The organism is Methylobacillus draconifructus, assembly GCF_045984355.1.
GTDB lineage: Bacteria > Pseudomonadota > Gammaproteobacteria > Burkholderiales > Methylophilaceae > Methylobacillus > Methylobacillus flagellatus_A.
In genome coordinates this window covers 255,724-281,981 of record NZ_JBJQII010000005.1, presented here as the reverse complement: position 1 = coordinate 281,981, position 26,258 = coordinate 255,724, and the positions used below count along the sequence as shown (strand labels likewise).

At 56.5% G+C, this 26,258-nt stretch carries 24 protein-coding genes and 1 other RNA gene; 20 read left to right on the top strand and 5 right to left on the bottom strand.

What is annotated here, in order from left to right; genetic code table 11:
* Positions 1–5 precede the first annotated feature (5 nt).
* Positions 6–638: a TetR family transcriptional regulator gene (locus ACJSDX_RS12530; RefSeq protein WP_407994967.1), complete on the bottom strand. Its 633-nt coding sequence runs from the start codon at positions 636–638 to the stop codon at positions 6–8.
* 131 nt (positions 639–769) lie between these two features.
* Here ACJSDX_RS12530 and ACJSDX_RS12525 point away from each other — a divergent pair, with 131 nt between their 5' ends.
* From ACJSDX_RS12525 to ACJSDX_RS12435, 19 genes are all read left to right on the top strand, one after another.
* Positions 770–1,972: an efflux RND transporter periplasmic adaptor subunit gene (locus ACJSDX_RS12525; RefSeq protein ID WP_407995007.1), complete on the top strand. Its 1,203-nt coding sequence runs from the start codon at positions 770–772 to the stop codon at positions 1,970–1,972.
* A 12-nt stretch (positions 1,973–1,984) separates the two neighbouring features.
* Positions 1,985–5,098: an efflux RND transporter permease subunit gene (locus tag ACJSDX_RS12520; protein WP_407994966.1), complete on the top strand. Its 3,114-nt coding sequence runs from the start codon at positions 1,985–1,987 to the stop codon at positions 5,096–5,098.
* Positions 5,095–6,537, top strand: coding sequence for an efflux transporter outer membrane subunit (locus ACJSDX_RS12515; protein WP_407994965.1), 1,443 nt, complete (start codon positions 5,095–5,097; stop codon positions 6,535–6,537). Before ACJSDX_RS12520 ends, ACJSDX_RS12515 begins: the two co-directional genes overlap by 4 nt.
* A gap of 131 nt (positions 6,538–6,668) precedes the next feature.
* A complete protein-coding gene (gene gltX, locus ACJSDX_RS12510) occupies positions 6,669–8,072 on the top strand; it encodes a glutamate--tRNA ligase (RefSeq protein WP_407994964.1) in 1,404 nt (467 codons plus the stop codon).
* Between the two features lie 250 nt (positions 8,073–8,322).
* Positions 8,323–8,568, top strand: coding sequence for an RNA chaperone Hfq (hfq, locus tag ACJSDX_RS12505; protein ID WP_309565400.1), 246 nt, complete (start codon positions 8,323–8,325; stop codon positions 8,566–8,568).
* Positions 8,569–8,590: 22 nt separating this feature from the next.
* The gene (gene hflX / locus ACJSDX_RS12500) at positions 8,591–9,718 is read left to right on the top strand and encodes a GTPase HflX (protein ID WP_407994963.1); all 1,128 of its coding nucleotides are present in this window, start codon (positions 8,591–8,593) and stop codon (positions 9,716–9,718) included.
* Positions 9,719–9,742: 24 nt separating this feature from the next.
* Complete coding sequence (hflK, locus tag ACJSDX_RS12495) at positions 9,743–10,918, top strand: FtsH protease activity modulator HflK (RefSeq protein ID WP_407994962.1); 1,176 nt, start codon at positions 9,743–9,745, stop codon at positions 10,916–10,918.
* A complete protein-coding gene (hflC, locus tag ACJSDX_RS12490; protein ID WP_407994961.1) occupies positions 10,918–11,802 on the top strand; it encodes a protease modulator HflC in 885 nt (294 codons plus the stop codon). The genes hflK and hflC overlap by 1 nt, the downstream gene beginning before the upstream one ends.
* Before the next feature lie 15 nt (positions 11,803–11,817).
* The gene (locus ACJSDX_RS12485) at positions 11,818–12,003 is read left to right on the top strand and encodes a DUF2065 domain-containing protein (RefSeq protein ID WP_407994960.1); all 186 of its coding nucleotides are present in this window, start codon (positions 11,818–11,820) and stop codon (positions 12,001–12,003) included.
* Between the two features lie 21 nt (positions 12,004–12,024).
* Positions 12,025–13,188: an ATP phosphoribosyltransferase regulatory subunit gene (locus ACJSDX_RS12480; protein WP_407994959.1), complete on the top strand. Its 1,164-nt coding sequence runs from the start codon at positions 12,025–12,027 to the stop codon at positions 13,186–13,188.
* 21 nt (positions 13,189–13,209) lie between these two features.
* Positions 13,210–14,532, top strand: a complete 1,323-nt coding sequence (locus tag ACJSDX_RS12475; RefSeq protein ID WP_407994958.1) for an adenylosuccinate synthase — start codon at positions 13,210–13,212, stop codon at positions 14,530–14,532.
* Positions 14,495–15,088, top strand: coding sequence for a flavoprotein (locus tag ACJSDX_RS12470; protein WP_407994957.1), 594 nt, complete (start codon positions 14,495–14,497; stop codon positions 15,086–15,088). Before ACJSDX_RS12475 ends, ACJSDX_RS12470 begins: the two co-directional genes overlap by 38 nt.
* Positions 15,064–16,581 carry a DUF6513 domain-containing protein gene (locus ACJSDX_RS12465; protein ID WP_407994956.1) on the top strand — a complete coding sequence of 506 codons (1,518 nt, stop codon included), beginning with the start codon at positions 15,064–15,066 and terminating at the stop codon, positions 16,579–16,581. The genes ACJSDX_RS12470 and ACJSDX_RS12465 overlap by 25 nt, the downstream gene beginning before the upstream one ends.
* Positions 16,578–17,153 carry a DUF447 domain-containing protein gene (locus tag ACJSDX_RS12460; RefSeq protein WP_407994955.1) on the top strand — a complete coding sequence of 192 codons (576 nt, stop codon included), beginning with the start codon at positions 16,578–16,580 and terminating at the stop codon, positions 17,151–17,153. Before ACJSDX_RS12465 ends, ACJSDX_RS12460 begins: the two co-directional genes overlap by 4 nt.
* Complete coding sequence (locus tag ACJSDX_RS12455; RefSeq protein ID WP_407994954.1) at positions 17,150–17,860, top strand: (5-formylfuran-3-yl)methyl phosphate synthase; 711 nt, start codon at positions 17,150–17,152, stop codon at positions 17,858–17,860. The genes ACJSDX_RS12460 and ACJSDX_RS12455 overlap by 4 nt, the downstream gene beginning before the upstream one ends.
* Before the next feature lie 81 nt (positions 17,861–17,941).
* A complete protein-coding gene (locus tag ACJSDX_RS12450) occupies positions 17,942–19,036 on the top strand; it encodes an OmpA family protein (RefSeq protein ID WP_407994953.1) in 1,095 nt (364 codons plus the stop codon).
* Between the two features lie 57 nt (positions 19,037–19,093).
* Positions 19,094–20,461 (top strand): TRZ/ATZ family hydrolase, encoded by a 1,368-nt coding sequence (locus ACJSDX_RS12445; RefSeq protein WP_407994952.1) that lies wholly within the window; start codon positions 19,094–19,096, stop codon positions 20,459–20,461.
* Positions 20,428–21,147, top strand: coding sequence for a bifunctional 2-polyprenyl-6-hydroxyphenol methylase/3-demethylubiquinol 3-O-methyltransferase UbiG (ubiG, locus tag ACJSDX_RS12440; protein ID WP_407994951.1), 720 nt, complete (start codon positions 20,428–20,430; stop codon positions 21,145–21,147). Before ACJSDX_RS12445 ends, ubiG begins: the two co-directional genes overlap by 34 nt.
* 2 nt (positions 21,148–21,149) lie before the next feature.
* A complete protein-coding gene (locus tag ACJSDX_RS12435; protein WP_407994950.1) occupies positions 21,150–21,854 on the top strand; it encodes an HAD family hydrolase in 705 nt (234 codons plus the stop codon).
* 1 nt (position 21,855) lies between these two features.
* Here ACJSDX_RS12435 and recR read toward each other — a convergent pair whose 3' ends face one another.
* The 4 genes from recR to ffs form a co-directional block, all read right to left on the bottom strand.
* Positions 21,856–22,455, bottom strand: coding sequence for a recombination mediator RecR (gene recR / locus ACJSDX_RS12430; protein WP_407994949.1), 600 nt, complete (start codon positions 22,453–22,455; stop codon positions 21,856–21,858).
* A 23-nt stretch (positions 22,456–22,478) separates the two neighbouring features.
* The gene (locus ACJSDX_RS12425) at positions 22,479–22,805 is read right to left on the bottom strand and encodes a YbaB/EbfC family nucleoid-associated protein (protein WP_309565383.1); all 327 of its coding nucleotides are present in this window, start codon (positions 22,803–22,805) and stop codon (positions 22,479–22,481) included.
* Positions 22,806–22,823: 18 nt separating this feature from the next.
* On the bottom strand, positions 22,824–24,542 hold the full coding sequence (gene dnaX / locus ACJSDX_RS12420; RefSeq protein WP_407994948.1) for a DNA polymerase III subunit gamma/tau: 1,719 nt from the start codon (positions 24,540–24,542) through the stop codon (positions 22,824–22,826).
* Positions 24,543–24,661: 119 nt separating this feature from the next.
* Positions 24,662–24,759, bottom strand: an RNA gene (gene ffs, locus ACJSDX_RS12415) — signal recognition particle sRNA small type.
* A gap of 130 nt (positions 24,760–24,889) precedes the next feature.
* On the opposite strand from ffs, the gene ACJSDX_RS12410 reads away from it, so the two are divergent.
* Complete coding sequence (locus ACJSDX_RS12410; RefSeq protein ID WP_407995006.1) at positions 24,890–26,158, top strand: adenylate/guanylate cyclase domain-containing protein; 1,269 nt, start codon at positions 24,890–24,892, stop codon at positions 26,156–26,158.
* The last annotated feature ends 100 nt before the right edge of the window (positions 26,159–26,258 follow it).

Here is a 26,258-nt window from a genome sequence, read left to right as displayed (position 1 = left end):
TGAATTCAGCGGCCGGTTTGCGTCATCCTGCGGAACTGGATGTGTTGCTTGATGAAATCAATGGCCTGGGAACGGTAGCCTAAATTGGAGTTATCCTTGATCCACATGTGGATCACACCGCCGAAGAATAGCTGGGTATCCATGGCCAATGTGGCGGGATCAAGTTCCGGATGGATCAGGCCTTTTTGTTTGGCTTTTTCGTAAAGCAGTTGCGTTTTGTCTATGAAGCTTTGGCAGGTGATGAGTACTTGTTGCAGTACTTCATTGAATTCATCGACATATTCGCACTTTGCCATCATGATTTCGTAGGTTTGCCTGGTTGATGCGTCTGTTTCCAGCGTTTTAATCGTATTGCAAAAGAATTGCTCTATAGATGCCAAGGGGTCTTCTGATTGATCATCCAGTACGACAGCGTCCAATTGTTCAATGAAGGGCAGCATGGCTTGGTCGCGCATGGCTTGAAACAGCTCGATCTTGTTGGCGAAGTGCCAGTAGACGGCGCCCCGGGTGACTTGTGCGTGCGTGGCGATATGCTCCATGGTGGTGTGGCTCACGCCTCGCTTGGCGAATACTTCGCGTGCAGCGGTAATAATGCGCTGGCGGGTGAGTTCGGCGTCTTCCTTAGTTTTACGTGCCATGTGCTTTAAGATATCCCTGACGAGAAAACAGTTTTACATACAAACGTGATTGTATATAATATACATTCTTTAGTGAATGTAAGCAAGTAATTTGTTTATAAGACATGGGGTTATATATGAGGGTGCGCGTGATGAATCCAGTTCATACCAATGCAAGAGGGTTGAATTCCAGTAAAAAAATCGTGCTGGCCATGATGGCGGCTTTTGCCTTGGCTTCCTGTAGCAAGGGCGAGCAGCAGGCCGGGCAGGCAGGCCCCCAGGCATTGCCTGTTAGTGTCGTCGAGCTGCAGCCCGCCAGCGTTCCTGTCTCTGCCGAGGCCGTGGCTCAAACCGAAGGCGCACGCGAGGTGGAGATTCGTCCCCGCGTGGGCGGCATTCTGTTGAAGCGGTTGTATGAAGAAGGCGCGCCCGTCAAGGAAGGCCAGGTGCTGTTCCAGATCGATCCCGAGCCATACCAGATTGCGCTTGAGCAGGCAAAGGCCCAGTTGGCCCAGGCCCAGGCCAGGATTGCCCAGACCAAGCGTGAGGCGGAGCGGCTTAAAGGACTGCTGGAGTCGAACTCGATCAGTCAGCGGGAATATGATAATGCCGTCTCCGACGACGACGTGGCCAAAGCCTCTTTGCTGCAATACCAGGCCAGCGTGCGCGAGGCTGAGTTGAATCTTTCCTATACCAAGGTGACGGCGCCCGTGAGCGGCATTTCCGGCCGCTTTCAGTTCTCTGAAGGGGCACTGGTGTCTGCCAACGATAGCCTGCTGACCACTGTGGTGCAACTGTCTCCTATCTGGGTTCGCTTTAGTCTTTCTGACAATGAAATCCAGCAGCTTGGCGGCCCTGTGACGGAAAAGACGGTGAAGAAAATTGCCTTGAAGTTGCCAGATGGGACTGAATACGGCGAGAGCGGAAAACTTAACTTTGCTGCAAGTCAAATTGATCCCGCATTGGGCACGCAACAATTGCGTGCAACATTCGCCAACGCGGATAAAAAGTTGTTGCCGGGCCAGTTCGTTCGCGCCAAGGTCGTGGTGGGGGAGCGTGATGGCGTCTTCCTGGTGCCCCAAGTGGCGGTGATGAATTCTCAGCAAGGCCGCTTTGTATATGTCGTGGATGAAAACAATCATGCCGCGGTGCGCCCCGTCGTCACTGGCGACTGGAGCGGCCGTGACTGGGTGATCCTCAAGGGCTTGAATGCTGGCGACAAGGTGGTGATCGACAACCTGATCAAGATCCGTCCCGGTGCGCCTTTGCAGCCGCATCCTCCTGCCCAGGAAGGTACACCGGCACAAGGTGAGCCGCAGAAGTCCGCAGCCAACACCAGCGGCAAGCTGGCCTAAAAGAGGGCAATCATGACGAGATTCTTTATTACGAGGCCGATTTTTGCGTCGGTCGTATCGATCATTATTGTGCTTGCAGGCTTGGCCGCCGCCTTCCAGCTGCCTATCGCACAATATCCGCAAATTGCCCCACCCACAGTCATGGTGACTGCCACTTATCCGGGAGCAAGCGCCGAGACGCTTGCCAAGACGGTGGCTGCGCCGATCGAGGAGCAGTTGAGCGGCATCGAAGGGCTGCTTTACTATCAATCCAGCGCTGACTCCAGTGGCACCTTGACCATTACCGTCACTTTTGAGACGGGAACGGATGTGGACCAGGCGACCTTCAACGTCAGCAATCGTGTCAACATTGCCACGCCGCGGTTGCCTGAAGACGTGCGCCGGACCGGCTTGATTGTGCAAAAGCGATCGAATGACATCTTGATGGCATTGATGCTGGTTTCCCCGAACAAGACCTACGACCCGCTCTATCTGAGCAATTACGCCACGCTCAATGTGCTGGACGAGTTGAAGCGTATCAAGGGCGTGGGTGATGTCACTGTGTTCGGTACGCAGGATTACTCCATGCGTATCTGGCTGCGCCCGGACAAGATGGCGCAATTGGGCGTGACCACCAGCGATATTGCAGCGGCGATTGCCGCACAGAATGCGCAATACGCCGCTGGACGGATCGGCCAGGACCCTGCGCCGGATGACCAGCAGATTGTCTATACCGTGACAGCCAAGGGCCGCTTGATCGAGCCCGAGCAGTTTGCCAATATCATCGTCAAGGCCAATGGTCCGCGCGGTGTGCTTTACCTCAAGGACGTGGCGCGGATCGAGCTGGGCGCGCAGAACTACAATATCCGCACGACCTTGCAAGGCCAGCCTGGGGTAGGTATCCCGGTGTTCCTGCAGACAGGGGCGAATGCGCTGGATACCGCCGAGGCGATCAAAGCCAAGATGGAGGAGCTGAAGCAGCGCTTCCCCGAGGACATGGATTACCGCATTCCTTATGACACCAGCGATTTCGTCAAGGCTTCGATAGGCGAGGTGGTGCATACGTTGGGCGAAGCCATGATTCTGGTGGTGCTGGTGGTATTCGTGTTCCTGCAGAGCTGGCGCGCTACCTTGATCCCGCTCATCGCGGTGCCTATCTCCCTGATCGGTACGTTTGCCGGGTTATGGTTGTTCGGCTTCTCGATCAACACCTTGACGCTTTTTGCCATGGTGCTGGCGATTGGTATCGTGGTGGATGATGCGATCGTGGTGCTGGAAAACATCGAACGTCTGATGAGCCAGGAAAAGCTTTCCCCGTTGAATGCCGCCATCAAGTCGATGCAGCAGGTATCCAGCGCGGTGGTGGCCATCGTGCTGGTATTGTGCGCCGTGTTCATTCCCGTGGCTTTCATGGGCGGCATCGCAGGTGAACTTTACCGCCAATTCGCCGTGACGGTCGCTGTTGCCGTGGTGATTTCCGGTATCGTCGCGCTGACATTGACGCCGGCGCTCTGTGCGATCCTGCTCAAGCACGTCCATGGAGAGTCGAAGCTGTTCAGGCCTTTCAACCGCGGCTTCGATAAGCTGACCAACTTCTACACTTCCGTGGTCGGCTTGACCTTGCGTCACCGGATTATCGGGGCGATCGTGTTTGTTGGCATCATTGCGGCCGGGGTCTACCTGTTCCGCATCGTGCCGACCAGCTTCGTCCCTCCAGAGGACCAGGGTTATGTGGTGACTGCGGCCATCATGCCGGACGGCGCAAGCCTCACCCGCACCAGCAGGACCATGGAAAACGTACGCAAGGCGATTGCAGAGGATCCTGCAGTGGCCAGCCAGTTCGTGATCAACGGCTTCGATCTGATCGGCGGCGGCAACAAGACCAGTGCCGCGACCATGTTCGTGCGGATGAAGGACTGGGATGAGCGCACCACCACTGCCGAGCAGATTGTGCAGCGCCTGTTCGGCATCGGCATGATGCAGCCGGACGGCATGGCGATCGCGTTCAACCCGCCTGCGATTCGCGGCCTCGGCAGTTCCGGCAGCATGGAAATGTATATCCAGAGCCGCGAAGATACCGACCCGATCCACCTTTCCGAGGTGGTAAACAACTTCATGGACGCCTTGCGCAAGGAATCGCGCCTGTCCGGCATCAATACTTTCTTCCGTCCGACCGTGCCGCAGCTGTCGATCGAGGTGGACGAGGCGAAGGCCTTATCCCTAGGGGTGCCGATTGCGGATGTTTACGCCACCTTGCAAAGCACGATGGGCACTTTGTATGTCAATGACTTCAACCGTTCCGGCCGTACCTATCGCGTGCAATTGCAGGCGGAGCCAGCTTACCGCATGAAGCCTGAAGATATCGGGCGCGTATATGTGCGGGCCGCCGGCGGGGAAATGATCCCGATGTCGGCGCTGAGCAAGGTGAAGGAGATTATTGGTGCCGAGCAGTTGGAGCGTTACCAGGGCCTGCTGGCTGCCAAGGTCATGGGAGGCGGCGCGTATGGCGTCAGTTCCGGCGATGCCATCAGTCTGATCGAGCAGATCGCCCACGATACCTTGCCTGACGGCTACCAGCTCGCCTGGACCAGCCAGGCTTACCAGGAAAAGCTCACCGGCAATGCGGCGATCTTTGCGTTCAGCTTCGCCATTATCATGGTATTCCTGATCCTTGCCGCGCAGTTCGAAACCTGGGCGTTGCCGCTCGCGGTCATCATGGCGGTGCCGTTCGCCTTGGTGGGCGCCTTGCTGGCGGTGTTGTTCCGCGGCATGCCGAACGACATCTACTTCCAGATCGGCCTGGTGACATTGGTTGGTTTGGCGGCGAAGAACGCCATCCTGATCGTCGAGTTCGCGAGCCAGAAGCTGGAAGAGGGCTTGCCGATCAAACAGGCCGCCATCGAAGCCGCGCGCTTGCGCTTCCGCCCGATCGTCATGACCTCGATGGCGTTTGTGCTGGGTATCGTGCCGTTGGTGATTGCAACAGGCGCAGGTGCTGCCGCACGCCGCTCGATGGGGACGGGCGTATTCGGCGGCATGCTGCTGGCAACCTTTATTGCCACGATCTTTATCCCGATGTTCTTTACCTGGTTGTCTGGGCAGACCAGCAGCCGCGTGCATCACGATGACCAAAAGGAAACAGCATGATGGTACGTCACAACATAATTTATGCTGCCGTTACATTGGCTTTGGCCGGCTGTATGGTGGGGCCGGATTACCATCGGCCAGACACGAAGCTGCCAGCTAGTTTCAATGCGTCTGAAGCTACGCAGACAGACGCACAGGCCGCATTGAATCTGGATAAATGGTGGGAAACATTCCAGGACCCGGTCTTGAACGAGCTGATGGACAAGGCATTTGCCGATAACCTGGATATCGTCAAGGCGGTGGCCAGGATTGAAGAGGCTGATGCCGCCATGCGCGAAGCGGGCGCTGCCTTGTTTCCCCAGATTGACCTGAGCGGAAACGGCGTGCGCCAGAAAGTGACGGAAACCGGTGCCTTCCCGTTGCCGTCCCATGTACCTGCGATTCGTGAGAATTACAACCTGCAGCTGGGAACCAACTTCGAGCTGGATTTCTGGGGCAGGTTGCGCCGTGCGCGTGAGGCTGCAAGGGCTCAGGCCTTGGGCACTTATTTCGCCAAGGATACAGTCAGCCTGTCCTTATCGGGATTGGTGGCCAGCAACTATCTCTTGTTGCGCAGCCTGGAGGCGCAGATTGCCGTGTCGCGGGACAGCTTGAAGAGCCGTGAGGAAAGCCTGGCGTTGACCAAGCGGCGTCTCGAGGGAGGCGTTGCCTCCATCCTTGACGTGCATCAGGCCGACGTAGCCAACTCCAATCTGGTGGCGCAGATTGCCGACCTGGTGCGCCAACGCGAAATCGTGCAGCACCAGCTTGCCGTGCTGACGGGAGACCTTGAGCTCAAGGTGCCGGAAGGGGATATTCACCAGTTGCCAGCGCCTCCGATTCCTCCGGCAAATCTGCCTTCCAGCTTGCTGGAGGCACGTCCCGACATTCGCGAGGCCGAGCAGACCTTGATCTCTGAAAATGCCCAAATCGGGGTTGCCAAGGCAGCCTTGTTCCCCACCATCAGTCTGACGGCGACCTATGGTGGCGAAAGTGCGGCCTTGAATGAAATCATGCATGCGCCGTCGCGTATCTGGTCTGCCGGGCTGGGCTTGAGCCTGCCTATTTTCAGTGCGGGCAAATTGTCAGCCCGCGTTGACCAGGCAACCGCAAGGCAAAAGCAGGCATTGGCAACATACCAAAGCTCTATCCAGACTGCGTTCAAGGAAGTGAACGACGCATTGGTGACGGTCCGCCAGAGCCGCGAGCGCGAAGACGCCTTGAATATCAGCCAGGAAGCGGCGAAGAAGGCGTTGCAGGTGTCTGAGAACCGTTATAAGTCGGGATATTCCGCTTATTTGGATGTGCTCGATTCGCAGCGGGTTTACAACGATGCCGCGTTGGCGTTCATCCAGAGCCGACAGGCAAGGTTGACCGCGACCGTCGATCTCTTCAAGGCCCTGGGCGGAGGATGGAAAACCGCCCAATACGATCAGCCTGAAAAGCAGGCCAGTCAATAGCGACGCAACATCAATAGCTATACGTTAAGGAAAACCGGGCGTGTCCCGGTTTTCTTTTGTGAAGTGATTCAATTCGGCTGCCGCCTTGGCGCCATGTTAAAATTCCTCGTTTATTTCCATTGCGATTTCCCATGACAGTTCGTACCCGTTTTGCCCCTAGTCCTACCGGTTTCCTGCATATCGGCGGCGCCCGTACCGCCTTGTTTTCATGGGCTTATGCCCGCAAGCATGCAGGGCAGTTCGTGTTGCGTATCGAAGACACCGATGTGGCGCGCTCGACGCCGGAGGCCGTGCAAGCCATTCTCGACGGCATGAACTGGTTGGGCTTGAGCTGGGATGAAGGCCCGTTCTACCAGATGCAGCGCATGGACCGCTACAAGGAGGTCATCCAGAAGCTGCTGGATGAAGGCCGTGCGTATTACTGCTATTGCAGCCGGGAAGAGCTGGACGCGATGCGCGAGCGGCAAATGCAGGAAGGCAAGAAGCCTCGGTACGATGGACGTTGGCGGCCGGAGGCCGGCAAGGCATTGCCGGCCGTGCCGGCAGATATTCCGCCCGTCGTGCGGTTCAAGAACCCGCTCACGGGCAACGTGGTCTGGGATGACCTGGTGAAAGGGCAGATCAGTATTGCAAATGAAGAGCTGGACGATTTGATCATTGCGCGGGCGGATGGCACGCCCACCTATAATTTCTGCGTGGTGGTCGATGATTGGGATATGGGGATCACCCAGGTGATACGCGGCGATGACCACGTCAACAACACGCCGCGCCAGATCAACCTGTTGCAGGCCCTTGGCGCTGTCATCCCGCAATATGCCCATCTCTCCATGATCCTCGGCGATGACGGCCAGAAGCTATCCAAACGCCATGGCGCCGTGAGTGTGATGCAATATCACGAGGACGGCTATTTGCCGGAAGCCGTGCTGAATTATCTGGCGCGCCTTGGCTGGTCGCATGGCGATGACGAAATTTTCAGCATGGCCCAGTTCTGCGAGTGGTTCGGGCTGGACCATGTGACGCCTTCTGCCGCCCAGTTCAACACTGAAAAGCTCAACTGGCTCAATGCCCACTATATCAAGCAGGCGGACTTGACGCGTTTGGCGGACGATGTTGCCGGGCGCCTGGCGCGGTCCGGCATTGCCGTCAACGCGGGCGTGGACCTGCAGGCGGTGATTTCGCTATACCGCGATCGCGCCAATACCCTCAACCAGCTTGCCAGCAGCATTGCCTATTTCTACCGCAAGCCCGAGATTGACGCAGCCGCATTGGAAAAGCACGTGACTCCCGAAATATTGCCGGTCATGAATGCGTTGTTCGGCGAGCTCGAGGAGATAGATTGGACGCAGGAAAAGCTGCATGAAGCCATTGAGGCTGCCGTCACCAACAATGGACTCAAGTTTCCCAAGGTGGCTATGCCGTTGCGCGTGATGCTGACCGGTAGCGCCCAGTCGCCCAGCATCGATGCGGTGATGACGCTGCTGGGCAGGGAAGAGGGCCTGGCACGGATGCAGGCAGTCTTGCAGGCGCAGCGATAAGAGAGAAAAAGCCTGTAAAGGGCAGAACAATTTGGTTTCTATGCAGTCCTAGTGTCAAGTTGATGACGTTGTGTCGGAACTGAATTGACAATAGGCACTTGTTTTTCAGCTTGTAGGCCCCACTAATTGAGAGGCAGGGAATTGCTGATTGTTAGTGGCAAGCGCTAGCTTGGGGAAAGTTTTTCACGTAAAGTTACTTTTAAGAATAAAACTCCCTATATATACAACTACAAGGTAAAGGAGCATCAAAATGAGCGTTAAAGGGCAGATGTTACAAGACCCCTTTCTGAACACGTTGCGCAAGGAGCACGTGCCTGTTTCGATTTATCTCGTCAATGGGATCAAGCTGCAGGGGCAAGTGGATTCCTTTGATCAATACGTCATCCTGCTCAAGAATACCGTCACCCAGATGGTATACAAGCACGCGATTTCAACCATTGTGCCAGGCCGTGCGGTTTCTATTCCCCATGGGCCTTCCTCCTCGTCCGAAGGTTAATTCTTGCCAAGTATTTGTTCATATGTTTGACCGGCCAGTCGGTGGAGATGCTTCCGTACTGGTAAGCGTGGATTTTGGCGATCCTGGATACGAGGAAAGCCTGCAGGAGTTGCGACAGCTCGTCATTAGCGCGGGCATGTCGATTACAGGGACGGTAGAAAGCCGCCGTCCCAAACCCGACCCCAAGTTCTTTGTCGGCAGCGGCAAGGCGGATGAATTGCTCGCCACGATGGAGGCCGCGGATGCCAAGGTCGCAGTGTTCAATCATGATCTAAGCCCTTCCCAGCAGCGTAATCTCGAGCAGTTGCTCGAGGCGCGGGTCGTGGACAGAACGGGGCTCATCCTCGACATCTTCGCACAGCGCGCGCAAAGCCATGAAGGCAAGCTGCAGGTGGAGCTTGCCCAGCTTGAGCATTTGTCCACGCGCCTAGTGCGCGGCTGGACCCACCTTGAGCGCCAGAAGGGCGGTATCGGCGTCCGTGGCGGTCCCGGTGAGACCCAGCTCGAGCTTGACAGGCGGATGCTGCGCATCCGCGTCAAGCAGTTGCGCGAAAAGCTTGCCAAGCTGAAGCAGCAGCGCGGCATGCAGCGTCGCGCCCGCCGGCGCTCCCAGGTCCTGTCCGTGTCCCTGGTCGGTTATACCAATGCTGGCAAGTCCACATTGTTCAACCGGCTGACCCAGTCTGGCGTCTATGCGGCCGACCAGCTGTTCGCGACCCTGGACACCACTTCGCGCAAACTTTACATTCCCGACGGCGGCCCGGTCGTGATGTCGGATACGGTGGGGTTCATCAAGCATTTGCCGCATGCGCTGGTGGAAGCCTTTGGCGCGACGCTGGAAGAGGCGGTGCAGGCCGACTTGCTCTTCCATGTCGTCGACGTGGCCAGCGATAGCCGTGACGAGCAGATTGAGCAGGTCAATCTTGTCCTGTCCGAGATTGGCGCCCAGGATGTGCCCCAAGTATTGGTGCTGAACCAGATTGATCGTGTCGGAATCCAGCCAGGGCTTGATCGCGACGAATATGGTAGAATCTCGAAAGTGCGTGTTTCTGCCAAGACAGGGGAAGGGCTTGACCTCTTGCGTCAAGCTTTGCTCGAACATCAGCAGGGATTGCAGGAAAAGCTGTCGCAATCCTATCTAAACGCATAATTTTTTGATTTTTCGGAGTGATGCATGGCTAACGATCCCGGTTGGGGCAATCGTAACAACGATGGTCCGCCCGATTTGGATGAAGTGTTCCGGCAGTTCAGCCGCAAGTTGAACGGTTTGTTCGGCAAGAATGGTGGATCGGGTGGTGAACCTAATCCCGAGGCAAGGACGATCCCGGTACTGCCTGTGTTAGGCTTGGTCGCCGTCATCTGGTTTGCGACAGGCTTCTATATCGTGGACCAAGGGTCCCGCGGCGTCGTGTTGCGCTTTGGCAAGCATGTGGAAACCACTATGCCTGGCCCGCGCTGGCACTTGCCGTACCCAGTGGAAAGCGTGACTGTAGTGAATATGGAGCAGGTGCGTACCATAGAGGTGGGCTACCGCTCTGCCGAGGGAGGTTCCGGCCGTGGCCGCGAGTTGAGGGAGTCCTTGATGCTGACGGACGATGAAAACATCATCGACTTGCAGTTCGCCGTGCAATACAACCTGAAGAATGTAGAAGAAACCTTGTTCAACAACCGCTTTGCAGAAGAGTCTGTACGCGGCATTGCCGAGACTGCGATTCGCGAGATCGTCGGCAAGAGCAAGATGGATTTCGCGCTGTATGAAGGGCGCGAGGAAATTGCCGTGCTGGCCAAGCAGCTGATGCAGGAAATCCTGGACCGGTACTCCACCGGCGTGAACATCGTCAATGTGACGATGCAGAACGCCCAGCCGCCAGAGCAGGTGCAGGCGGCATTCGACGATGCCGTAAAGGCGGGGCAGGATCTTGAGCGCCAGAAGAACGAAGGCTACGCCTACGCCAATGACGTGATTCCGCGTGCGCGCGGTACCGCTTCCCGCTTGTTGGAAGAGGCTGCAGGTTATAAGCTGCGTGTCGAGAACGAGGCCAAGGGTAATGCCAGCCGGTTTGAGCAAGTGTTGGCGCAATACCAGCGCGCTCCTGAAGTCACGCGCCAGCGTCTATACCTGGATGCGCAAGAGCAGATCATGTCCAGCGTCAGCAAGGTCGTGGTCGACCAGAAGGGCAACAACAGCCTGCTCTACCTGCCGCTCGACAAGCTGCTGTCAGCTTCCGGCGCGAATCCGGCTGCCGCATCCACCGTGCAGCCTGTAGTGCCCAGCAGCACTTCCGAGCTTGACGTCAATATCCAGCGTTCACGGGACTCATTCCGTAGCCGAGACAGGGAGAGCCGATAATGCGAAATCTTGGAACAGTGCTCTTGGGCCTGATTGCAGCCTTGCTGCTGCTGAGCCTGTCTGCCTTTAGCGTGGACCAGCGCGAATATGCCTTGGTGTTCCGCCTAGGTGAAATTGTATCGGTGAAAAAAGAGCCAGGCCTTTACTTCAAGGTGCCGTTGGTGGATAACGTGCGTTATTTCGACAAGCGTATTCTGACCTTGAATTGGGTGGAACCTGACCGCTTCCTAACCAGCGAAAAGAAGAACGTGCTGGTGGATTCGTTCATCAAGTGGCGTATCGTCGATCCTGCCAAATACTATGTTTCCGTGAAGGGCGATGAGCTGCAGGCGGAGCGCCGCTTGTCTCAGACAGTAAATGACGGCTTGCGTGCCGAGTTCGGTAAGCGCACTATCCATGAAGTGGTGTCCGGCGAGCGTAGCAAGATCATGGACATCCTGCGTCAGCGTGCGGACCGTGACTCACGCCAGATGGGCATCCAGGTGCTGGATGTGCGTTTGCGCCGTGTCGATTTGCCTCAAGAAGTCAGTGAATCTGTCTATCAGCGTATGGAAGCCGAGCGTAAGCGGGTTGCCAATGAGTTGCGCTCCAGGGGCGCCGGCGAGGCGGAAAAGATTCGTGCAGATGCCGACAGGCAGCGCGAGGTGATCATTGCCGAAGCCTTCAGCGAGGCGCAGAAGATCAAGGGTGAGGGGGATGCCAAGGCTGCGGAAATCTATTCCCAGGCCTATAGCAAGAACCCTGAATTCTATGCGTTCTATCGTAGCCTTGATGCGTATCGCAACAGCTTCAAGAGCAAGAGCGACGTCATGGTGCTAGACCCAGGTTCGGATTTCTTCAAATACATGCGTAACTCCGGCCGCGCGGGTAGCGCCGCCAAGTAAGCAGGAACGCCCATCTTGACTTCCAGCTTGCTGCTTGCCTTTGGTTTGGTGCTTGTGATCGAGGGTATATTGCCCTTGATCGCACCGCATACCTGGAGGCAGACCTTTCAGCGCATGGTGGAAATGAAGGATGGGCAGTTGCGTTTCGTCGGGCTGGCATCCATGCTGGCAGGCCTGTTGATTGTGCTATTGCTGCACTAGCCTTAAACCTTATAGAAAATAATGCGTAACTGGTTACTTCCTGAATACATCGAAGATGTACTCCCGGCCGAGGCTGCCCGCGTCGAGCAATTGCGTCGCAGCTTGCTGGACTTGTTCAAAGTGCACGGTTATCAATATGTGATTCCTCCCATGATGGAGTACATGGAATCGCTGACGACCGGTATCGGCCATGACCTTGATATCGCCACCTTCAAGGTGGTCGATCAATTGACCGGTAAGCTCATGGGTATCCGGGCGGATATGACGCCGCAAACGGCTCGTATCGATGCCCATATGTTGAACAACCAGGGTGTGACGCGCTTGTGTTATGCCGGCAGCGTCCTGCGCACGTCGCCAGACGGTCTCGCGCGCAGCCGCGAACCCTTGCATGTCGGCGCTGAGCTCTATGGGCACGCGGGCGTCGAGAGCGATATTGAAATCCAGAGGTTGATGGTCAAGGCCTTGCATGCGGTTGGCCTGGATACTTTATATATCGATGTCAGTCATGTCGGCATCTTTGCCAGCCTGCTTGAAAATGCCGGGATCGGCGAAGCCCAGGAGCAGGAGCTGTACGCAGCCTTGCAAAGCAAAGACCAGTCGGCGGTGCGCGAGCTGGGACGGAATTTAAACCCGGATACCCTGGAAGCCTTGTCCAGCCTGACCCAGCTGAGCGGCGATATCAGTGTGCTTGAGCAAGCTGCCAAGCGTTTGCCGCAGATGGCAAAAATCCAGCAGGCGCTGCGCGACCTCAAGGCGGTCGGCGCAGGGTTGGCCGACCTGGACGTCAAGGTATGCTTCGACCTCGCTGAGTTGCGCGGCTATCACTACCATAGCGGCATCGTCTTTGCTGCCTATGCGCAGGGATATGCCGGGCCGTTGGCTCGGGGCGGCCGCTACGACGAGGTCGGCGCCATTTTCGGCCGGGCTCGGCCAGCGACCGGCTTCAGCCTGGACTTGCGCGGCGTGGTCAGTTCATTGCCTGTCGCCGAGACGGCAGGCGCCATTTTCGCGCCTGCTGTTGCAGATGCTTCCCTCGCCCTGGTGATCGAAGGTTTGCGTGCGCAAGGGCAGGTGGTCATTCAAGATTTGCCAGGGCAGGAGCCCTATCGTGCGGAACTGGGTTGCGATCGCATCCTGATCCAGCAAAATGGAGAGTGGGTCGTAGTGGCCGCTCCCGAGTTATAACTCTATCTATTGGATCTATTCATGAGTAAGAACGTCGTCGTTATCGGTACCCAGTGGGGGGATGAGGGTAAAGGTAAGATCGTAGACTGGTTGACAGACCATGCGCAGGGTGTCGTGCGTTTCCAGGGCGGCCACAATGCCGGCCATACCCTGGTCATCGGTCAAGGAGCCTCGCAGAAGGAATACAAGCTCAACCTCGTTCCTTCCGGCATCGTGCGCGAAGGCGTCAATTGCTATATCGGCAACGGCGTGGTACTCGATGCCAACCATCTTTTGTTCGAGATTGACGGCCTGGAAAAGGCCGGCCTGGAAGTGCGCAGCCGCTTGAAGGTCAGCCCGGGCTGCCCATTGATCCTGGATTACCACGTGCGCCTCGATAAGGCGCGCGAGGCTGCACGCGAACCTGGCCGCAAGATCGGCACCACAGGCAAGGGCATAGGCCCGACTTACGAAGACAAGGTCGCCCGTCGCGCCCTGCGCGTTTACGACCTGTTCTATCCCCAGTGCTTTGCGGAAAAGCTTAGGGAAGTGCTGGATTACCATAACTTCGTATTGACCAAATACCTCAATGTCGAGGCCGTGGACTACCAGCAGCAACTGGATGACGCCTTGTCCAAGGCATCGTTGCTGCAACCGCTGGTGACGGATATTTCGGCTGCGCTCTACGAGGCCAACAAGGCCGGGCAGAACCTCTTGTTCGAGGGCGCGCAAGGCACATTACTCGATGTCGATCACGGTACCTATCCGTACGTGACGTCCTCCAATTGTATCTCGGGCCAGGCTGCGGCTGGCACCGGCGTCGGCCCAAGCATGCTGCATTATGTGCTCGGTATCACCAAGGCCTATACTACTCGCGTTGGTGGCGGTCCTTTCCCAAGCGAGCTCGACATCGAAACCGAGGATTCGCCAGGATTCCAGATGTCCGACAAGGGCCGTGAGATCGGTACCGTGACCAAGCGCAAGCGCCGTTGCGGCTGGTTCGATGCGGCCGCCTTGCGCCGTTCCGCGCGCATCAACGGACTGACGGGTTTGTGCATTACCAAGCTCGACGTGCTGGATGGCATCAAGGAACTGAATATCTGTACCGGTTATGAGCTGGACGGCAAGCCTGTCGATTTGCTGCCGGTGGGAGCAGACGATGTAGCGCGTTGCCAACCGGTTTACGAGACATTGCCGGGCTGGGACGAGAATACCTTCGGTATCAGCCGCTGGGAAGACCTGCCGCAGAATGCCCGCAACTACCTCAAGCGCCTGGAAGCATTGTGCGAGGTTCCCGTGGATATCGTCTCCACAGGTCCTGAGCGCGATGAAACCATTGTATTGCGCCATCCTTTCGGAGCTTAAGGTAGGCGTGAAAACAGTAGAAAAACCAAGGCTGGCCTGGGCACTGACTGGCTCAGGCCATTATCTGCGGGAGTGCCTGGAGATTATCGACGGCTTGGAGGATGTGGATCTGTTCCTGAGCCGTGCGGCCGCCGAGGTGCTCCAGCAGTACGGTTTCAAGCACCGGATCGCCAAGGTATTCCAGGACAAGACGGCCAGTTCGGTCCCGGTAGAGATGTTCTACTACGGCAGTTACCATAGCGTCGTTATCGCACCGGCAACCTCCAACACCATTGCCAAAATGGTATATGGAATTTCTGATACCCTTGTGACCAATGTATATGCCCAGGCGGGCAAGTGCGGTGTGCCAAGTATCGTGTTTGCATGCGATACCGCTCCCGAAGTGGAGTCGGAGGCTCCGCGGGAGAATATGGTCAAGGTGTTCCCGCGCCGTATTGATCTGGACAATATCGCAAGGCTCCAGACCTATGAAGACACCACGGTGGTCAGTGATATGCAGCAATTGCAAGCAGCAATTCAGGCTAGGCTCGCATGTCTGAAAACATCCTATTCCTGACAGGAAAGCTCGCAGAAAAAAGCCTGCATAAAGTGCTTGAAGACATGCAGCCTACCGAGTTCAGCTACCGCATAGCACAGCTCGGAGTCTCGGTTGCAGCCTTGTTGACGCCCCAGCTGATCATGCGGCGCTTGCCCGATGCGGGAGGCGCGGACCGCATTATTGTGCCAGGGCTGTGCAAGGGCGATTTGGATCTGCTTGTGGAAAAATACGGCGTTCCTGTCGTGCGCGGGCCTGATGACCTCAAGGATTTACCGCAGTTTTTTGGCCGGGGAGGGCGCGAAGTGGATTTGTCCAGGTTCGACGTCAAGATTTTCGCCGAGATTGTCGAGGCGCCACAATTGACCGTGGATGGCGTGGTGGCGCGTGCGCGAGAGTTTCGCCGCCAGGGCGCCGACGTGATCGATCTCGGGTGTTTGCCCAATACGCCTTTCCCTCACCTCAAGGATTCCATCCAAGCCTTGAAGCGGGAAGGCTTCAAGGTGAGCGTGGACTCGTTGAACACGGACGATCTGCTGCTGGCCGGCAGAGCGGGTGCGGACTACTTATTGAGCCTGACTGAAAAAACCTTGTGGGTTGCCGACGAAGTGGCGTCCACGCCCATCCTGATCCCCACCACGCCAACCAACCAGAGATCGCTTTACCGTGCCATAGAAGGCATGTTGAAGCGTGGCAGGCCCTTCATTGCGGATGCGATCCTGGACCCCATCCCGTTCGGCTTCACCGATTCCATCGTGCGCTACCAGCGGCTCAGGAAGCGCTATCCGGGCGTCGAGATCATGATGGGAGTAGGGAACTTGACCGAGCTGACGGATGCCGACACCACAGGCATCAATGCGATGCTGTTCGGCATCATTACCGAGCTCAAGGTCAATGCCGTGCTGGCCACCTCCGTCAGTTCCCATGCCGTGTATGCGGTGGCCGAGGCTGACGTCGCACGCCGCATCATGTATGCGGCCCGTGAGGAAAACCGCTTGCCTAGGGATTACAGCGACGGCCTGCTGGGGCTGCACGACAAGCGCCCTTTTACCTACACGCCTGAAGAAGTGCAGGAGTTGGCTTCCCAGATCAGGGACCCGAGCTTCCGTATCATCATCAGCCGGGACGGCATGCATGTCTTCAATCGCGATGGCATCCATTGCGATACCGATCCTTTCAAGCTTTATCCCTACCTCAACGTGGAACAGGACGGTTCCCATGCCTTTTACCTTGGCGTAGAGCTGGCGCGCGCGCAGATCGCCTGGCAGTTGAAGAAGCGCTATAGCCAGGACGAGGAACTGGAATGGGGCTGCGCTACGTTGGCGAAAGATCCGGAAGCCAGGGTGGAGCACCGGGATGCCGCCCTGAAGGAAAAAAGAGAGAAGCGGGCCGAGCGAGGCAAGGAAGACGCAGCTTGCGGACCCCGCAAGGTTGAAAAAGAAGGTAAAGTCGAACAGCCTGCTGAGGAGGCCACTTGCGGGCCTCGTAGAATAGGGAAAGCGCCTGAAGCATGATTTATGAAAGCATACTGACCTCGATCAGCAGCGAGGGGAAAGTCCATATTGCCCCTTTCGGGGTCAGGGAGCGCAACGGCCTGGTATTGATTGCGCCGTTCCGACCTTCCGTGACGTTGGACAACCTACTGGAGACGCAGTATGCCGTCCTGAACTTTACCGATGACGTACGGCCTTTTGCCGGCGGCTTGACCGGGCGCCATGATTGGCCGCTCGCCAGGGCCAGCAAGGTCAACGGCGTGGTGTTGGCATCCGCGTTGACGCATCAGGAGTTGGAGTTGTTGGAAATCAAGGATGACGAGACGCGTCCCGAGCTGTATTTCCGCGTGATTCATGAAGAAATCCACGCGCCATTTCGCGGTTTCAACCGCGCACAAGCCGCCGTCATCGAGTTGGCGGTGCTGGTAAGCCGCCTGCATATGTTGCCTATGGAAAAGATTGAAACCGAGATCAACTATTTGAAGATTGCGATTGAAAAGACGGCTGGCGAGCGTGAATTGGAGGCCTGGCAATGGCTTGTCGACAAGGTCGAGAACCACAAGGCGGCAATGACAGGGGGAAACCAGGCATGAGCAAGTTGCTGGTTAGTGTGACCTCCGCGGAAGAGGCATTGCTGGCCTTGGCAGGAGGGGCGGACATCATCGACATGAAAAATCCCTCACAAGGCGCGCTCGGGGCCTTGCCCTTGTCGGTCGTCACCGAGGCGGTGGCCGCTGTTGACGGCAGAAAGATCACCAGTGCGACGACTGGCGACTTGCCCATGGAGCCTGCGGTGATTTGCGAGGCTGTCGTGCAAATGGCGGAGACAGGCGTCGACATTATCAAGGTAGGCTTTTTTGGCAATGAGCATGACAACATCGCCTGCCTCAATGCCTTGCAGCCCTTGATTGCCGAACGCAAGCTGGCGGTGGTCGCAGTATTGATGGCCGACCTTGCGCCCCAGTTCGCCTTGGTGCCTTTGTTGCGGGAGGCGGGTTTCTGGGGCGTAATGCTGGATACCGCCAACAAGGACGGCCGCAATTTGCTTGCCCATTTGGATATGGGAAGCCTGGAGGTTTTCCTGCAAATGGCAGAAGGCATGCAGACAGGTCTCGCTGGGTCGTTGAAAATTGAAAATATTGAAAATATAATTAAAGTGAAACCTTCGTACATAGGGGTGCGTGGTGCGGTGTGCGTAGGGTTCGATCGCGTTGCCAAACTCTGTAAAGACAGGGTGTCTGCCTTAAGTGTGTTGTTGTATAATTGCAACAAATCGGTTGAAAGTGCCGATCTAGCTTGATTTCCTCGACTAGACCCATTGCGTGGCTTTTATGCATTGAGTATAGTCAAGTCGTCCGTTAGTCATCAGGAGTTAAATCGAATGAAAAAAAATCTGATTGGTCTTGCAGTTGCTGGTGCATTTGCCTTTGCTGCTGTTTCAGCTAGTGCTGACGATGTAGCATACAGCGGTGCATGGTACGCATTGCCAGGTGTGAATGTAATGCATGCAGATAGCGATCTGGAGGCTGAGCCGCGCAGTGTGGGAGGCTTCTTGAAGTTTGGTAAGGAAATCAGCGAGCACTGGGATGTGCAGATTGGTTTAAGCCATAACCGTGCTGATAGCGATCTTACCGGTGTGAGCGGTAAATACCGTCAAACATTGTTTGGCGTAGATGCTCTTTACTTCTTTAGCCGTGACAAGTTCCGTCCGTTCTTGCTGGCTGGTGTTGGCGCAGCTAGAAACAATATTAATTACACCAGTGATGCAACCGGTGCAGATTTGGGTGACAAAAAGACATCTTGGATGGCTAATGTTGGTTTCGGTGCGCAATACCTCTTCAACGAAAACTTTGGTTTGCAGGCTGATTTGCGCCAAGTTTGGAGCCGTGCTGAATATGCTGGTTCCAGCGGTGTAGTTGATACCCATACCATCGGCAATACCTATTTGAACCTCGGTGCAATTTTCCGTTTCGGCGTTCCCAAGCCAGCTCCAGTAGTCGAGCCAACTCCAGAGCCGGTAGCTGCTGTAGAGCCAGCACCTGAGCCGGTTGCAGAACCAGCTCCAGCTCCAGTTGGTCCTGCAGAGCCAGCTTTCGAGAAGGTGACATTGTCCTCTGAAGTGCTCTTCGGTTTCGACAAGGACAACCTGAAGGAGGAAGGCAAGGCAGCACTGAATGCTGACGTTGTTGAGAAGATGAAGGCTCATCCAGAAGTCGAGCTGGTTCTGATCACTGGTCATACTGACCGGATCGGCGATGATGCCTACAACCAAAAGCTGTCCGAGCGTCGTGCCAACACTGTCAAGAAGTACCTGGTTTCCCAAGGTATTGAAGAGAGCCGCCTCCATGCAGTTGGTAAGGGCGAGTCCGAGCCAGTTGTCGAGTGCGCTGGTGTACGCGGCAAGAAGGCGATCGAATGCTTGCAGCCTAACCGTCGTGTGATCGTTGAAATTGAAGTACAACGTGCTAGCGAGTAATCTAGCTTAAGCGTTGAAAAAGCCCCGCCTAGCGGGGCTTTTTCATATATGGCCATTATGAATCAGAATTCAAAATCCTTTTCCGCTGAGCAATCGACGTTGCGCGCCCTAGAGGCGCGATGGGTCGTGCCCGGCCTTCCCTTGGGCAAGGTGCTGGAGCATCACAGCGTGATTGTCGAGGGTCAATGCATTCTGGATATCCTGCCGACCGAGCAGGCTAGGCAGCGCTACCCGCTGGCACAAGCTGTGTTGCTGGATGAGCATGTGTTGATACCCGGTTTGATCAACCTGCATACCCACGCAGCAATGAGCCTGATGAGAGGACTGGCGGACGACCTGCCTTTGATGCAGTGGTTGCAAGATCATATCTGGCCTGCGGAAACACGGTTTGTTTCGGAGCGTTTCGTGCGCCAGGGTACTTTGCTTGGGTGTGCTGAAATGCTTGCAGGCGGGACGACCTGTTTCAACGATATGTATTTTTTCCCGCAGGCCGTGGCAGGGGCGGCTATCCAGTCAGGTATGCGTGCGAATATCGGCTTGGTGGTCATGGAGTTTCCCACCAGTTACGCGCATGATGCGGAAGACTATTTGCAGAAAGGCCTGCAGGCAAGGGACGATTGGCGCGATAACGGGCTATTGAGCGCCAGCCTGGCTCCCCATGCGCCTTATACAGTCAGTGACAAAACCTTTGAGGACATCCTGACTTATGCGGAGCAGCTGGGATTGAACATCCATACGCATCTGCATGAGACGCAAACGGAAATTGAAGATAGCATTAAGCAATATGGGGTAAGGCCGTTGCAGCGATTGGAAGCGCTCGGTTTGTTGGGCCCCAACTTGGTGGCTGCGCACGGGGTTCACTTGAGCGAGGCCGAGATGGCTTCCCTGGCTGCCCATGGCTGCCATATCGCGCATTGCCCGGCATCAAACCTCAAGCTTGCCAGCGGCATTGCGCCTGTGCATGCACTCTTGAAAGCAGGGGTGAATGTCGCGATAGGCACGGATGGCGCGGCAAGCAATAACCGCCAGGACATGTTTGCAGAAATGCGCTTGGCTGCACTACTGGCCAAAGGAGCGAGCAAGGACGCAGCCAGTGTGCCGGCTGCAGAAGCGTTGGCTATGGCGACGATCAATGCGGCGAGAGCATTGGGGCAGGAAGCAGACCTGGGTTCGTTGGAGTCTGGGAAGTATGCGGATGTGGTAGCTGTCAACCTTGCCTCAATCGAGTTGGAGCCATGTTTCAATGTGGTTTCCCACCTTGTATACAGTGCCGGGCGTGAGCATGTCAGCCATGTATGGGTGGCCGGAGAGTTGAAGTATCAGAAGTTGCAAGGGCAGGCGGGCGTGTATGCCAATATCGAGCCTGCTGAGTTAAAGGAGATCAGTACCGAATGGCAAACCCAACTGAATCAGTATCTGGCGTGAACGTAGACCAGGCGGAGTTGCAAAAATTTGCCGAGCTTGCCCATAAATGGTGGGACAAGAATAGCGAATTCAAGCCATTGCACGAAATCAACCCGCTGCGCCTCAACTATATAGACGAGCATGCAGGTTTGGCAGGCAAGCGTGTGCTGGATGTCGGTTGCGGCGGCGGCATCCTGTCCGAGTCCATGAGCGAGCGGGGTGCCGACGTGACGGGCATCGACCTGGGAGAAAAGGCGCTCAAGGTAGCGCAGCTGCACCAATACGAAAGCGGCGCAAAGGTCGACTATCGCTTGATCTCGGTTGAAGATCTGGCGCAAGAGGCGCCAGAGAGCTTTGACGTAGTGACTTGCATGGAGATGCTGGAGCATGTGCCGGACCCTGCGGCCGTGGTGCTGGCATGCGCGCGCTTAGTCAAGCCTGGGGGCAAGGTGTTCTTTTCGACGATTAACCGCAATCCCAAGGCTTACCTTTTTGCGGTGCTGGGAGCCGAATATGTGCTGAACCTCTTGCCGCGCGGCACCCATGAATATGAGAAATTCATCAAGCCTTCCGAGCTAGCTGGCTGGGCGCGTGCCGCTGGCCTCGATGTCATCGCTTCGAAAGGAATGGGCTATAACCCGTTGACCAAGCACTATAAGTTGAACGACGATATTTCCGTCAATTACATCCTGCAAACGGTCAAGTAGCCATGAAAAGCCTTGTATTGTTCGACCTGGATGGCACCTTGGCCGATACGGCGCCCGACCTCGGGCTCGCGCTCAATTTGCAGCGCAAACGCCACGGATTGCCTTTCCTCAACCAGGACATTATCCGTCCTTACGCATCCCATGGTTCCCGGGGGCTGTTGGGTATCGGGTTTGACATCACGCCTGAGGATGCGAATTTCGCAGCCATGCGCGACGAATACCTGGCACTGTATGATGAAGTGTATACGCGGACGCCCATCTTGTTCGATGGCATGGAAACGTTGTTGCAGAATATTGAAGCGGCCGGAATCCGCTGGGGTGTCGTGACCAACAAGCTCAGGCGTTTTTCCGCCCCCTTGCTTGCTGCACTGAAGCTGGACCAGCGCCTGGCCTGCTTGGTATGCGCAGATGATGCGCCGCGACCCAAGCCCCATCCCGACTCGTTGTGGATGGCTTGCGAGCAGGGCGGCGCACAGCCAAGCGATTGTATTTATATTGGGGATGCCCAGCGCGACATTGCCGCGGGCGTGGCGGCGGGCATGCCTACCGTGGCGGCGCTCTATGGGTATCTTGACGAGGCGGACCGCCCGCTCGAATGGGGCGCGGATTATGCCGTGCACGATGTAGCCGAGATAGAAACCTGCCTGGCTGTCTGGAAGCAGCGGCTGGCTAACCGCACTCTAGAGGCAGAGCCCGGCCAGTTCTGAACTAGCGTAGGTTGCGGCGCTCCAGCATGGCTTGCGCGAGGGTGCCGCTATCCACATGCTCGATTTCCCCGCCCATCGGCAGGCCGCGCGCAATGCGGCTGACCTTGATGCCGCGGGCGCGGAGCAGCTCGCTGACATAGTGCGCAGTCGCTTCGCCCTCCACAGTGTAGTTCGTTGCCAGGATGACTTCTTCCACCTCTCCATCCTGGGCGCGTTTGAGCAGCTTGTCCAAGTGGATGTCGCGAGGGCCGATGCCATCCAGCGGCGATAGCCTGCCCATAAGGACGAAATACATGCCTTGGTAGGATTGGGTTTGCTCCAGCATCATGAGATCGCTCGGCATTTCCACGATGCAGAGCAATGAATGATCGCGCGCAGGAGAGGCGCAAAGCGGGCAGATTTCCTGTTCGCTGAAGTTGTTGCACAGGCTGCAGTGGCTGACCACCTGCAAGGCCTGATCAAGAGACTTGGCAAGCAGGCCAGCGCCCTTGCGGTCGCGTTGCAGCAGGTAGTAGGCCATGCGCAAGGCGGATTTGGGGCCCACCCCAGGCAGGCAGCGCAAGGCTTCGACCAATTGTTCCAGCGCGGGCGGGTTACGCATGATGGGGCAAGTTCAGGTGCAAATCAGAATGGCAGCTTCATGCCGGGCGGGATCGGCAGTCCCGCGGTCAGGCTGCTCATGCGTTCCTGGGAAGTGGCTTCCGCCTTGCGTGCGGCATCGTTGAACGCGGTGGCGATCAGGTCTTCCAGCAGTTCCTTGTCATCGCTCAGCACGCTGTCGTCAATGCTGACGCGGCGCACTTCATGGCGGCAGGTCATGGTGATCTTGACCAGGCCCGAGGCTGCCTGGCCTTCCACTTCAACCTTGCCCAGTTCTTCCTGGGCGCGTTTCATGTTCTCCTGCATTTGCTGGGCCTGCTTCATGAGATTGCCCAAGCCGCCTTTCATCATATGTCTATCCTCCGGGATTTATTGAAGTGGTTTGATGCTGGATGGAATGATCTGGGCGCCGAAATCCTTGATCAGCGCCTGCACAAAACCATCGTTGTGAATCGCGCTTTCCGCGTGCGCCTGCAAGGCGGCTTTTTCCTGGCTCATCAACTGGGCCGGCGTGTTCCCGCTGCCGCCCAATGCGAAAGTCATTTTGATTTTGCGGCCAAAGTGCTGCTCAACCGCGCTTTGCAATTTTTCCTCATAGCCCATGCCCAACAGGTGCTTTTGCGTCGGCGGCACGGAAAAAGCGATATGTTCCTCATCGAAACTTGCCAGCTCGCAATTTTGCGCAAGCGCTCTGGCCAAGCCGAGCTTCAGCCGGTCAACCAATGCGCGCCAATCGCCATCAAAGCTGCGGGCAACTGCTGAGACAGGGGTATCTTCAACGCTGGAAGCAGGCGCGGAAACCGGAACCGGTTGCGGAGCAGGTTCTGATGGCGGTGGGGCCAGTTCAGGCGTTGCCTCCACGCTGCGGGTCGTGATGCTGGGGGCTGCAATCTTGGCGACTGGCTGGCTGATGGCAAGGGCGGCACTGGCACGGGGCGTCGCGCTTTCAGCCGCTACGGGTGGCGCAACAGCAGCCGGTTTTGCCTTTGCCGGTGATTTCTGCTCTCCGGGGTTGAAAGCCAGCATGCGCAGCAATGCCATGGTGAACCCTGCAAATTCATCCGGCGCCAGGCCGAGGTCCCGCCTAGCGAGGAGGGCGATCTGGTAATAAAGCTGGATTTCCTCGGCGCTCATCCGCGCAGCGATGTCGAGCATGGCCTGGCGTTCGGGATGGTCGTGCGCGATGCTGTCCGGCACGGCCTGCGCAATGGCAATTTCATGCAACAGGTTGGCAAGGTCGTTCAGCGCGGCGTCAAAGGAAATCGCACGTTGCTCCATGGCGCGGGCCTGGCTCAGCAGGGCATTGCTGTCCCGGGCCAGCAGGGCATTGAGCAGGTCGAATAAGTAAGCCTGGTCAATCGCGCCCAGCATGGCACGAACCTCTTTTTCATTGACACTGTTGCCGCCATAGGCAATCGCCTGATCCAGCAGGGATAATGCGTCCCGCATGCTGCCGTTGGCGGAGCGGCCGATCAGTTGCAGTGCGACAGGCTCGAAGGCGATGTTCTCTTGGGCCAGCACATGCTGGAGATGCTCGGCAATGCCGCTGCTCGACATCTGGCGCAGGTTGAACTGCAGGCAGCGCGACAGGATGGTGACCGGCACTTTTTGCGGATCGGTGGTGGCGAGGATGAACTTGACGTGGGCCGGAGGCTCTTCCAGCGTTTTCAGCATGGCGTTGAAGGCATGCCCGGTGAGCTGGTGGACTTCGTCAAGCATGTATACTTTGTAGCGCCCTTGCGTGGGGGCGTAAATGGCTTTTTCCAGCAGCGAGGTCATGTCTTCCACCCCGCGGTTTGATGCGGCATCCATCTCGACGTAATCGAGGAAGCTGCCTTTGTCGATCGCGACGCAGGCTGCACATTGGCCGCAAGGGGTGGCGCTGACGCCGAGTTCGCAATTCAGGGATTTTGCCAGGATGCGGGAGAGGGTGGTTTTGCCGACGCCGCGGGTGCCTGTGAAAAGATAGGCATGATGCAATCGCTGCTGCTGCAAGGCATTGGTGAGCGCACGTACCACATGCTCCTGGCCTACCAGCGCATCAAAGGATTTCGGACGCCATTTGCGGGCAAGAACCTGATAGCTCATCGGCGTATAAACTCATTGGGTGTCATGCGTTACAGGAGCCTGCTCTGCCCGGTCAAATGCGCACCTTGAAACGAAGATTCGGCGCTGCCCATCGCAGCCAGGCTTGTCGGATTCTTTAAAGAGGCGAGCCAAACCCCCGGCACTTGCTTCAATAGTTGTGGCTGCTTCCTTCCGGACCTGACCAGGTTGGCTACTTTGCAATGCGGGGAGGCCCGCCAGATGCCATTCTAACCCAAACCCGCGGCAATCAGCCAGCGCTTTGATTGGCGACGACGGGGATAGATTAACTGCCGGCCTTGCGATATATTGCTCAAATCAATTGAATTACAACAAAAAAAGAGAACGCAATCATGCATCAGGCTGACCGTTATTTCATGCGGCTTATCCAGCCTTTCCTGGGGAACAAGCCTTCTGAAATAGCCAAGACGGTCGTGCTTGGCGTCGTCATCCTATCCATCTTGGTACTGGCTGAAAGCCTGGCCTGCGTATTCTGGATATTCACCCTTTCCAGCCTGGGGGAGGGATATGCGGTGATGGCGGCCGTGCCGTACATCTACATCATCATTTCATACGGCAGCTTGCTGGTGTTTTACCATTTCAAGCGATTCGACGCCTTTACCTTTACCCAGCTGGTCATGCTGCTGGTGATGCCGTTCTTCATGCAATGGATCATTGGCGGGTTCCAGGCTTCCAGCGGTGTCGCTTTCTGGGCAATCTTGTCGCCGGTGGGCGCCCTGATGATTCTGGGGACGAAGCAGTCCACGCCATGGTTCGTGTTGTTCGGGCTGCTGGCGATACTGTCATGGCACTTGAATCCCTTGTTTTCCGTCCATGCCTTGCCTATCCCCAGCGATATACGGGACGCGTTCTTTGCCATCAATATGGCGGGGGTCTCGGCTATTCTCTATATCGTCATGCGTTATTTCCAGTCGCAAAAAGCCAAGGTGCTGGAGGCATTGGCGGTGGAAAAGGCGCGGTCGGAGCAATTGTTGCGGAGCATACTGCCGGAATCGGTAGCGCAACGCTTGCATGAGTCGCAAGGAACGCGAATCGCGGATAGTCATGATGAAGTGACTATCCTGTTCGCGGATATCGTGAACTTCACCCAGATTTCCGCCGATATGACGCCTACTGAAGTGGTGGATATGCTCAACCATGTTTTTTCCCGCTTCGACCAGCTCGCAGCCCAGTATGGCGTCGAGAAAATCAAGACCATAGGCGATGCCTACATGGTGATAGCAGGGGCGCCCAACGCCCGCGCCGACCATGCCAAGGTAATGGCGGATATGGCCTTGGCAATGCCGGCCTTGCTTCAAGAGGTTTCGACGGAGATTGGCCGGCCGCTGGCGATGCGCATTGGGATCAACAGCGGCGCAGTCGTGGCCGGCATTATCGGCAACACCCGGTTTAGCTACGATTTGTGGGGGGATGCGGTCAATATCGCCAGCCGTATGGAGCATACCGGCTTGCCCAATGAAATCCAGGTATCTGCCGCTACTTATGAGTTGCTGAAGCGGGATTACCACCTTGAGCCCCGCCACGGGGTCGATGTCAAAGGCAAGGGCAAGGTCAGCACTTATTTGCTTAAAGGCAGGCTGGAAGAAATTCGGGTTTAGATTCAGCTAAGTAGCCTGTAAATCGGCAAATTTTGTAAATATATAAAATTTACAATTTGCATATTTCCTTAAATTTTTTACTTTTCCTTCCGTTATTTCA

Coding starts and splice junctions, on each gene's coding strand:
- ACJSDX_RS12530 (WP_407994967.1), bottom strand. CDS start 638: ATGGCACGTAAAACTAAGGAAGACGCCGAACTCACCCGCCAGCGCATT.
- ACJSDX_RS12525 (WP_407995007.1), top strand. CDS start 770: ATGAATCCAGTTCATACCAATGCAAGAGGGTTGAATTCCAGTAAAAAA.
- ACJSDX_RS12520 (WP_407994966.1), top strand. CDS start 1,985: ATGACGAGATTCTTTATTACGAGGCCGATTTTTGCGTCGGTCGTATCG.
- ACJSDX_RS12515 (WP_407994965.1), top strand. CDS start 5,095: ATGATGGTACGTCACAACATAATTTATGCTGCCGTTACATTGGCTTTG.
- gltX (WP_407994964.1), top strand. CDS start 6,669: ATGACAGTTCGTACCCGTTTTGCCCCTAGTCCTACCGGTTTCCTGCAT.
- hfq (WP_309565400.1), top strand. CDS start 8,323: ATGAGCGTTAAAGGGCAGATGTTACAAGACCCCTTTCTGAACACGTTG.
- hflX (WP_407994963.1), top strand. CDS start 8,591: ATGTTTGACCGGCCAGTCGGTGGAGATGCTTCCGTACTGGTAAGCGTG.
- hflK (WP_407994962.1), top strand. CDS start 9,743: ATGGCTAACGATCCCGGTTGGGGCAATCGTAACAACGATGGTCCGCCC.
- hflC (WP_407994961.1), top strand. CDS start 10,918: ATGCGAAATCTTGGAACAGTGCTCTTGGGCCTGATTGCAGCCTTGCTG.
- ACJSDX_RS12480 (WP_407994959.1), top strand. CDS start 12,025: ATGCGTAACTGGTTACTTCCTGAATACATCGAAGATGTACTCCCGGCC.
- ACJSDX_RS12475 (WP_407994958.1), top strand. CDS start 13,210: ATGAGTAAGAACGTCGTCGTTATCGGTACCCAGTGGGGGGATGAGGGT.
- ACJSDX_RS12470 (WP_407994957.1), top strand. CDS start 14,495: ATGAAACCATTGTATTGCGCCATCCTTTCGGAGCTTAAGGTAGGCGTG.
- ACJSDX_RS12465 (WP_407994956.1), top strand. CDS start 15,064: ATGTCTGAAAACATCCTATTCCTGACAGGAAAGCTCGCAGAAAAAAGC.
- ACJSDX_RS12460 (WP_407994955.1), top strand. CDS start 16,578: ATGATTTATGAAAGCATACTGACCTCGATCAGCAGCGAGGGGAAAGTC.
- ACJSDX_RS12455 (WP_407994954.1), top strand. CDS start 17,150: ATGAGCAAGTTGCTGGTTAGTGTGACCTCCGCGGAAGAGGCATTGCTG.
- ACJSDX_RS12450 (WP_407994953.1), top strand. CDS start 17,942: ATGAAAAAAAATCTGATTGGTCTTGCAGTTGCTGGTGCATTTGCCTTT.
- ACJSDX_RS12445 (WP_407994952.1), top strand. CDS start 19,094: ATGAATCAGAATTCAAAATCCTTTTCCGCTGAGCAATCGACGTTGCGC.
- ubiG (WP_407994951.1), top strand. CDS start 20,428: ATGGCAAACCCAACTGAATCAGTATCTGGCGTGAACGTAGACCAGGCG.
- ACJSDX_RS12435 (WP_407994950.1), top strand. CDS start 21,150: ATGAAAAGCCTTGTATTGTTCGACCTGGATGGCACCTTGGCCGATACG.
- recR (WP_407994949.1), bottom strand. CDS start 22,455: ATGCGTAACCCGCCCGCGCTGGAACAATTGGTCGAAGCCTTGCGCTGC.
- ACJSDX_RS12425 (WP_309565383.1), bottom strand. CDS start 22,805: ATGATGAAAGGCGGCTTGGGCAATCTCATGAAGCAGGCCCAGCAAATG.
- dnaX (WP_407994948.1), bottom strand. CDS start 24,542: ATGAGCTATCAGGTTCTTGCCCGCAAATGGCGTCCGAAATCCTTTGAT.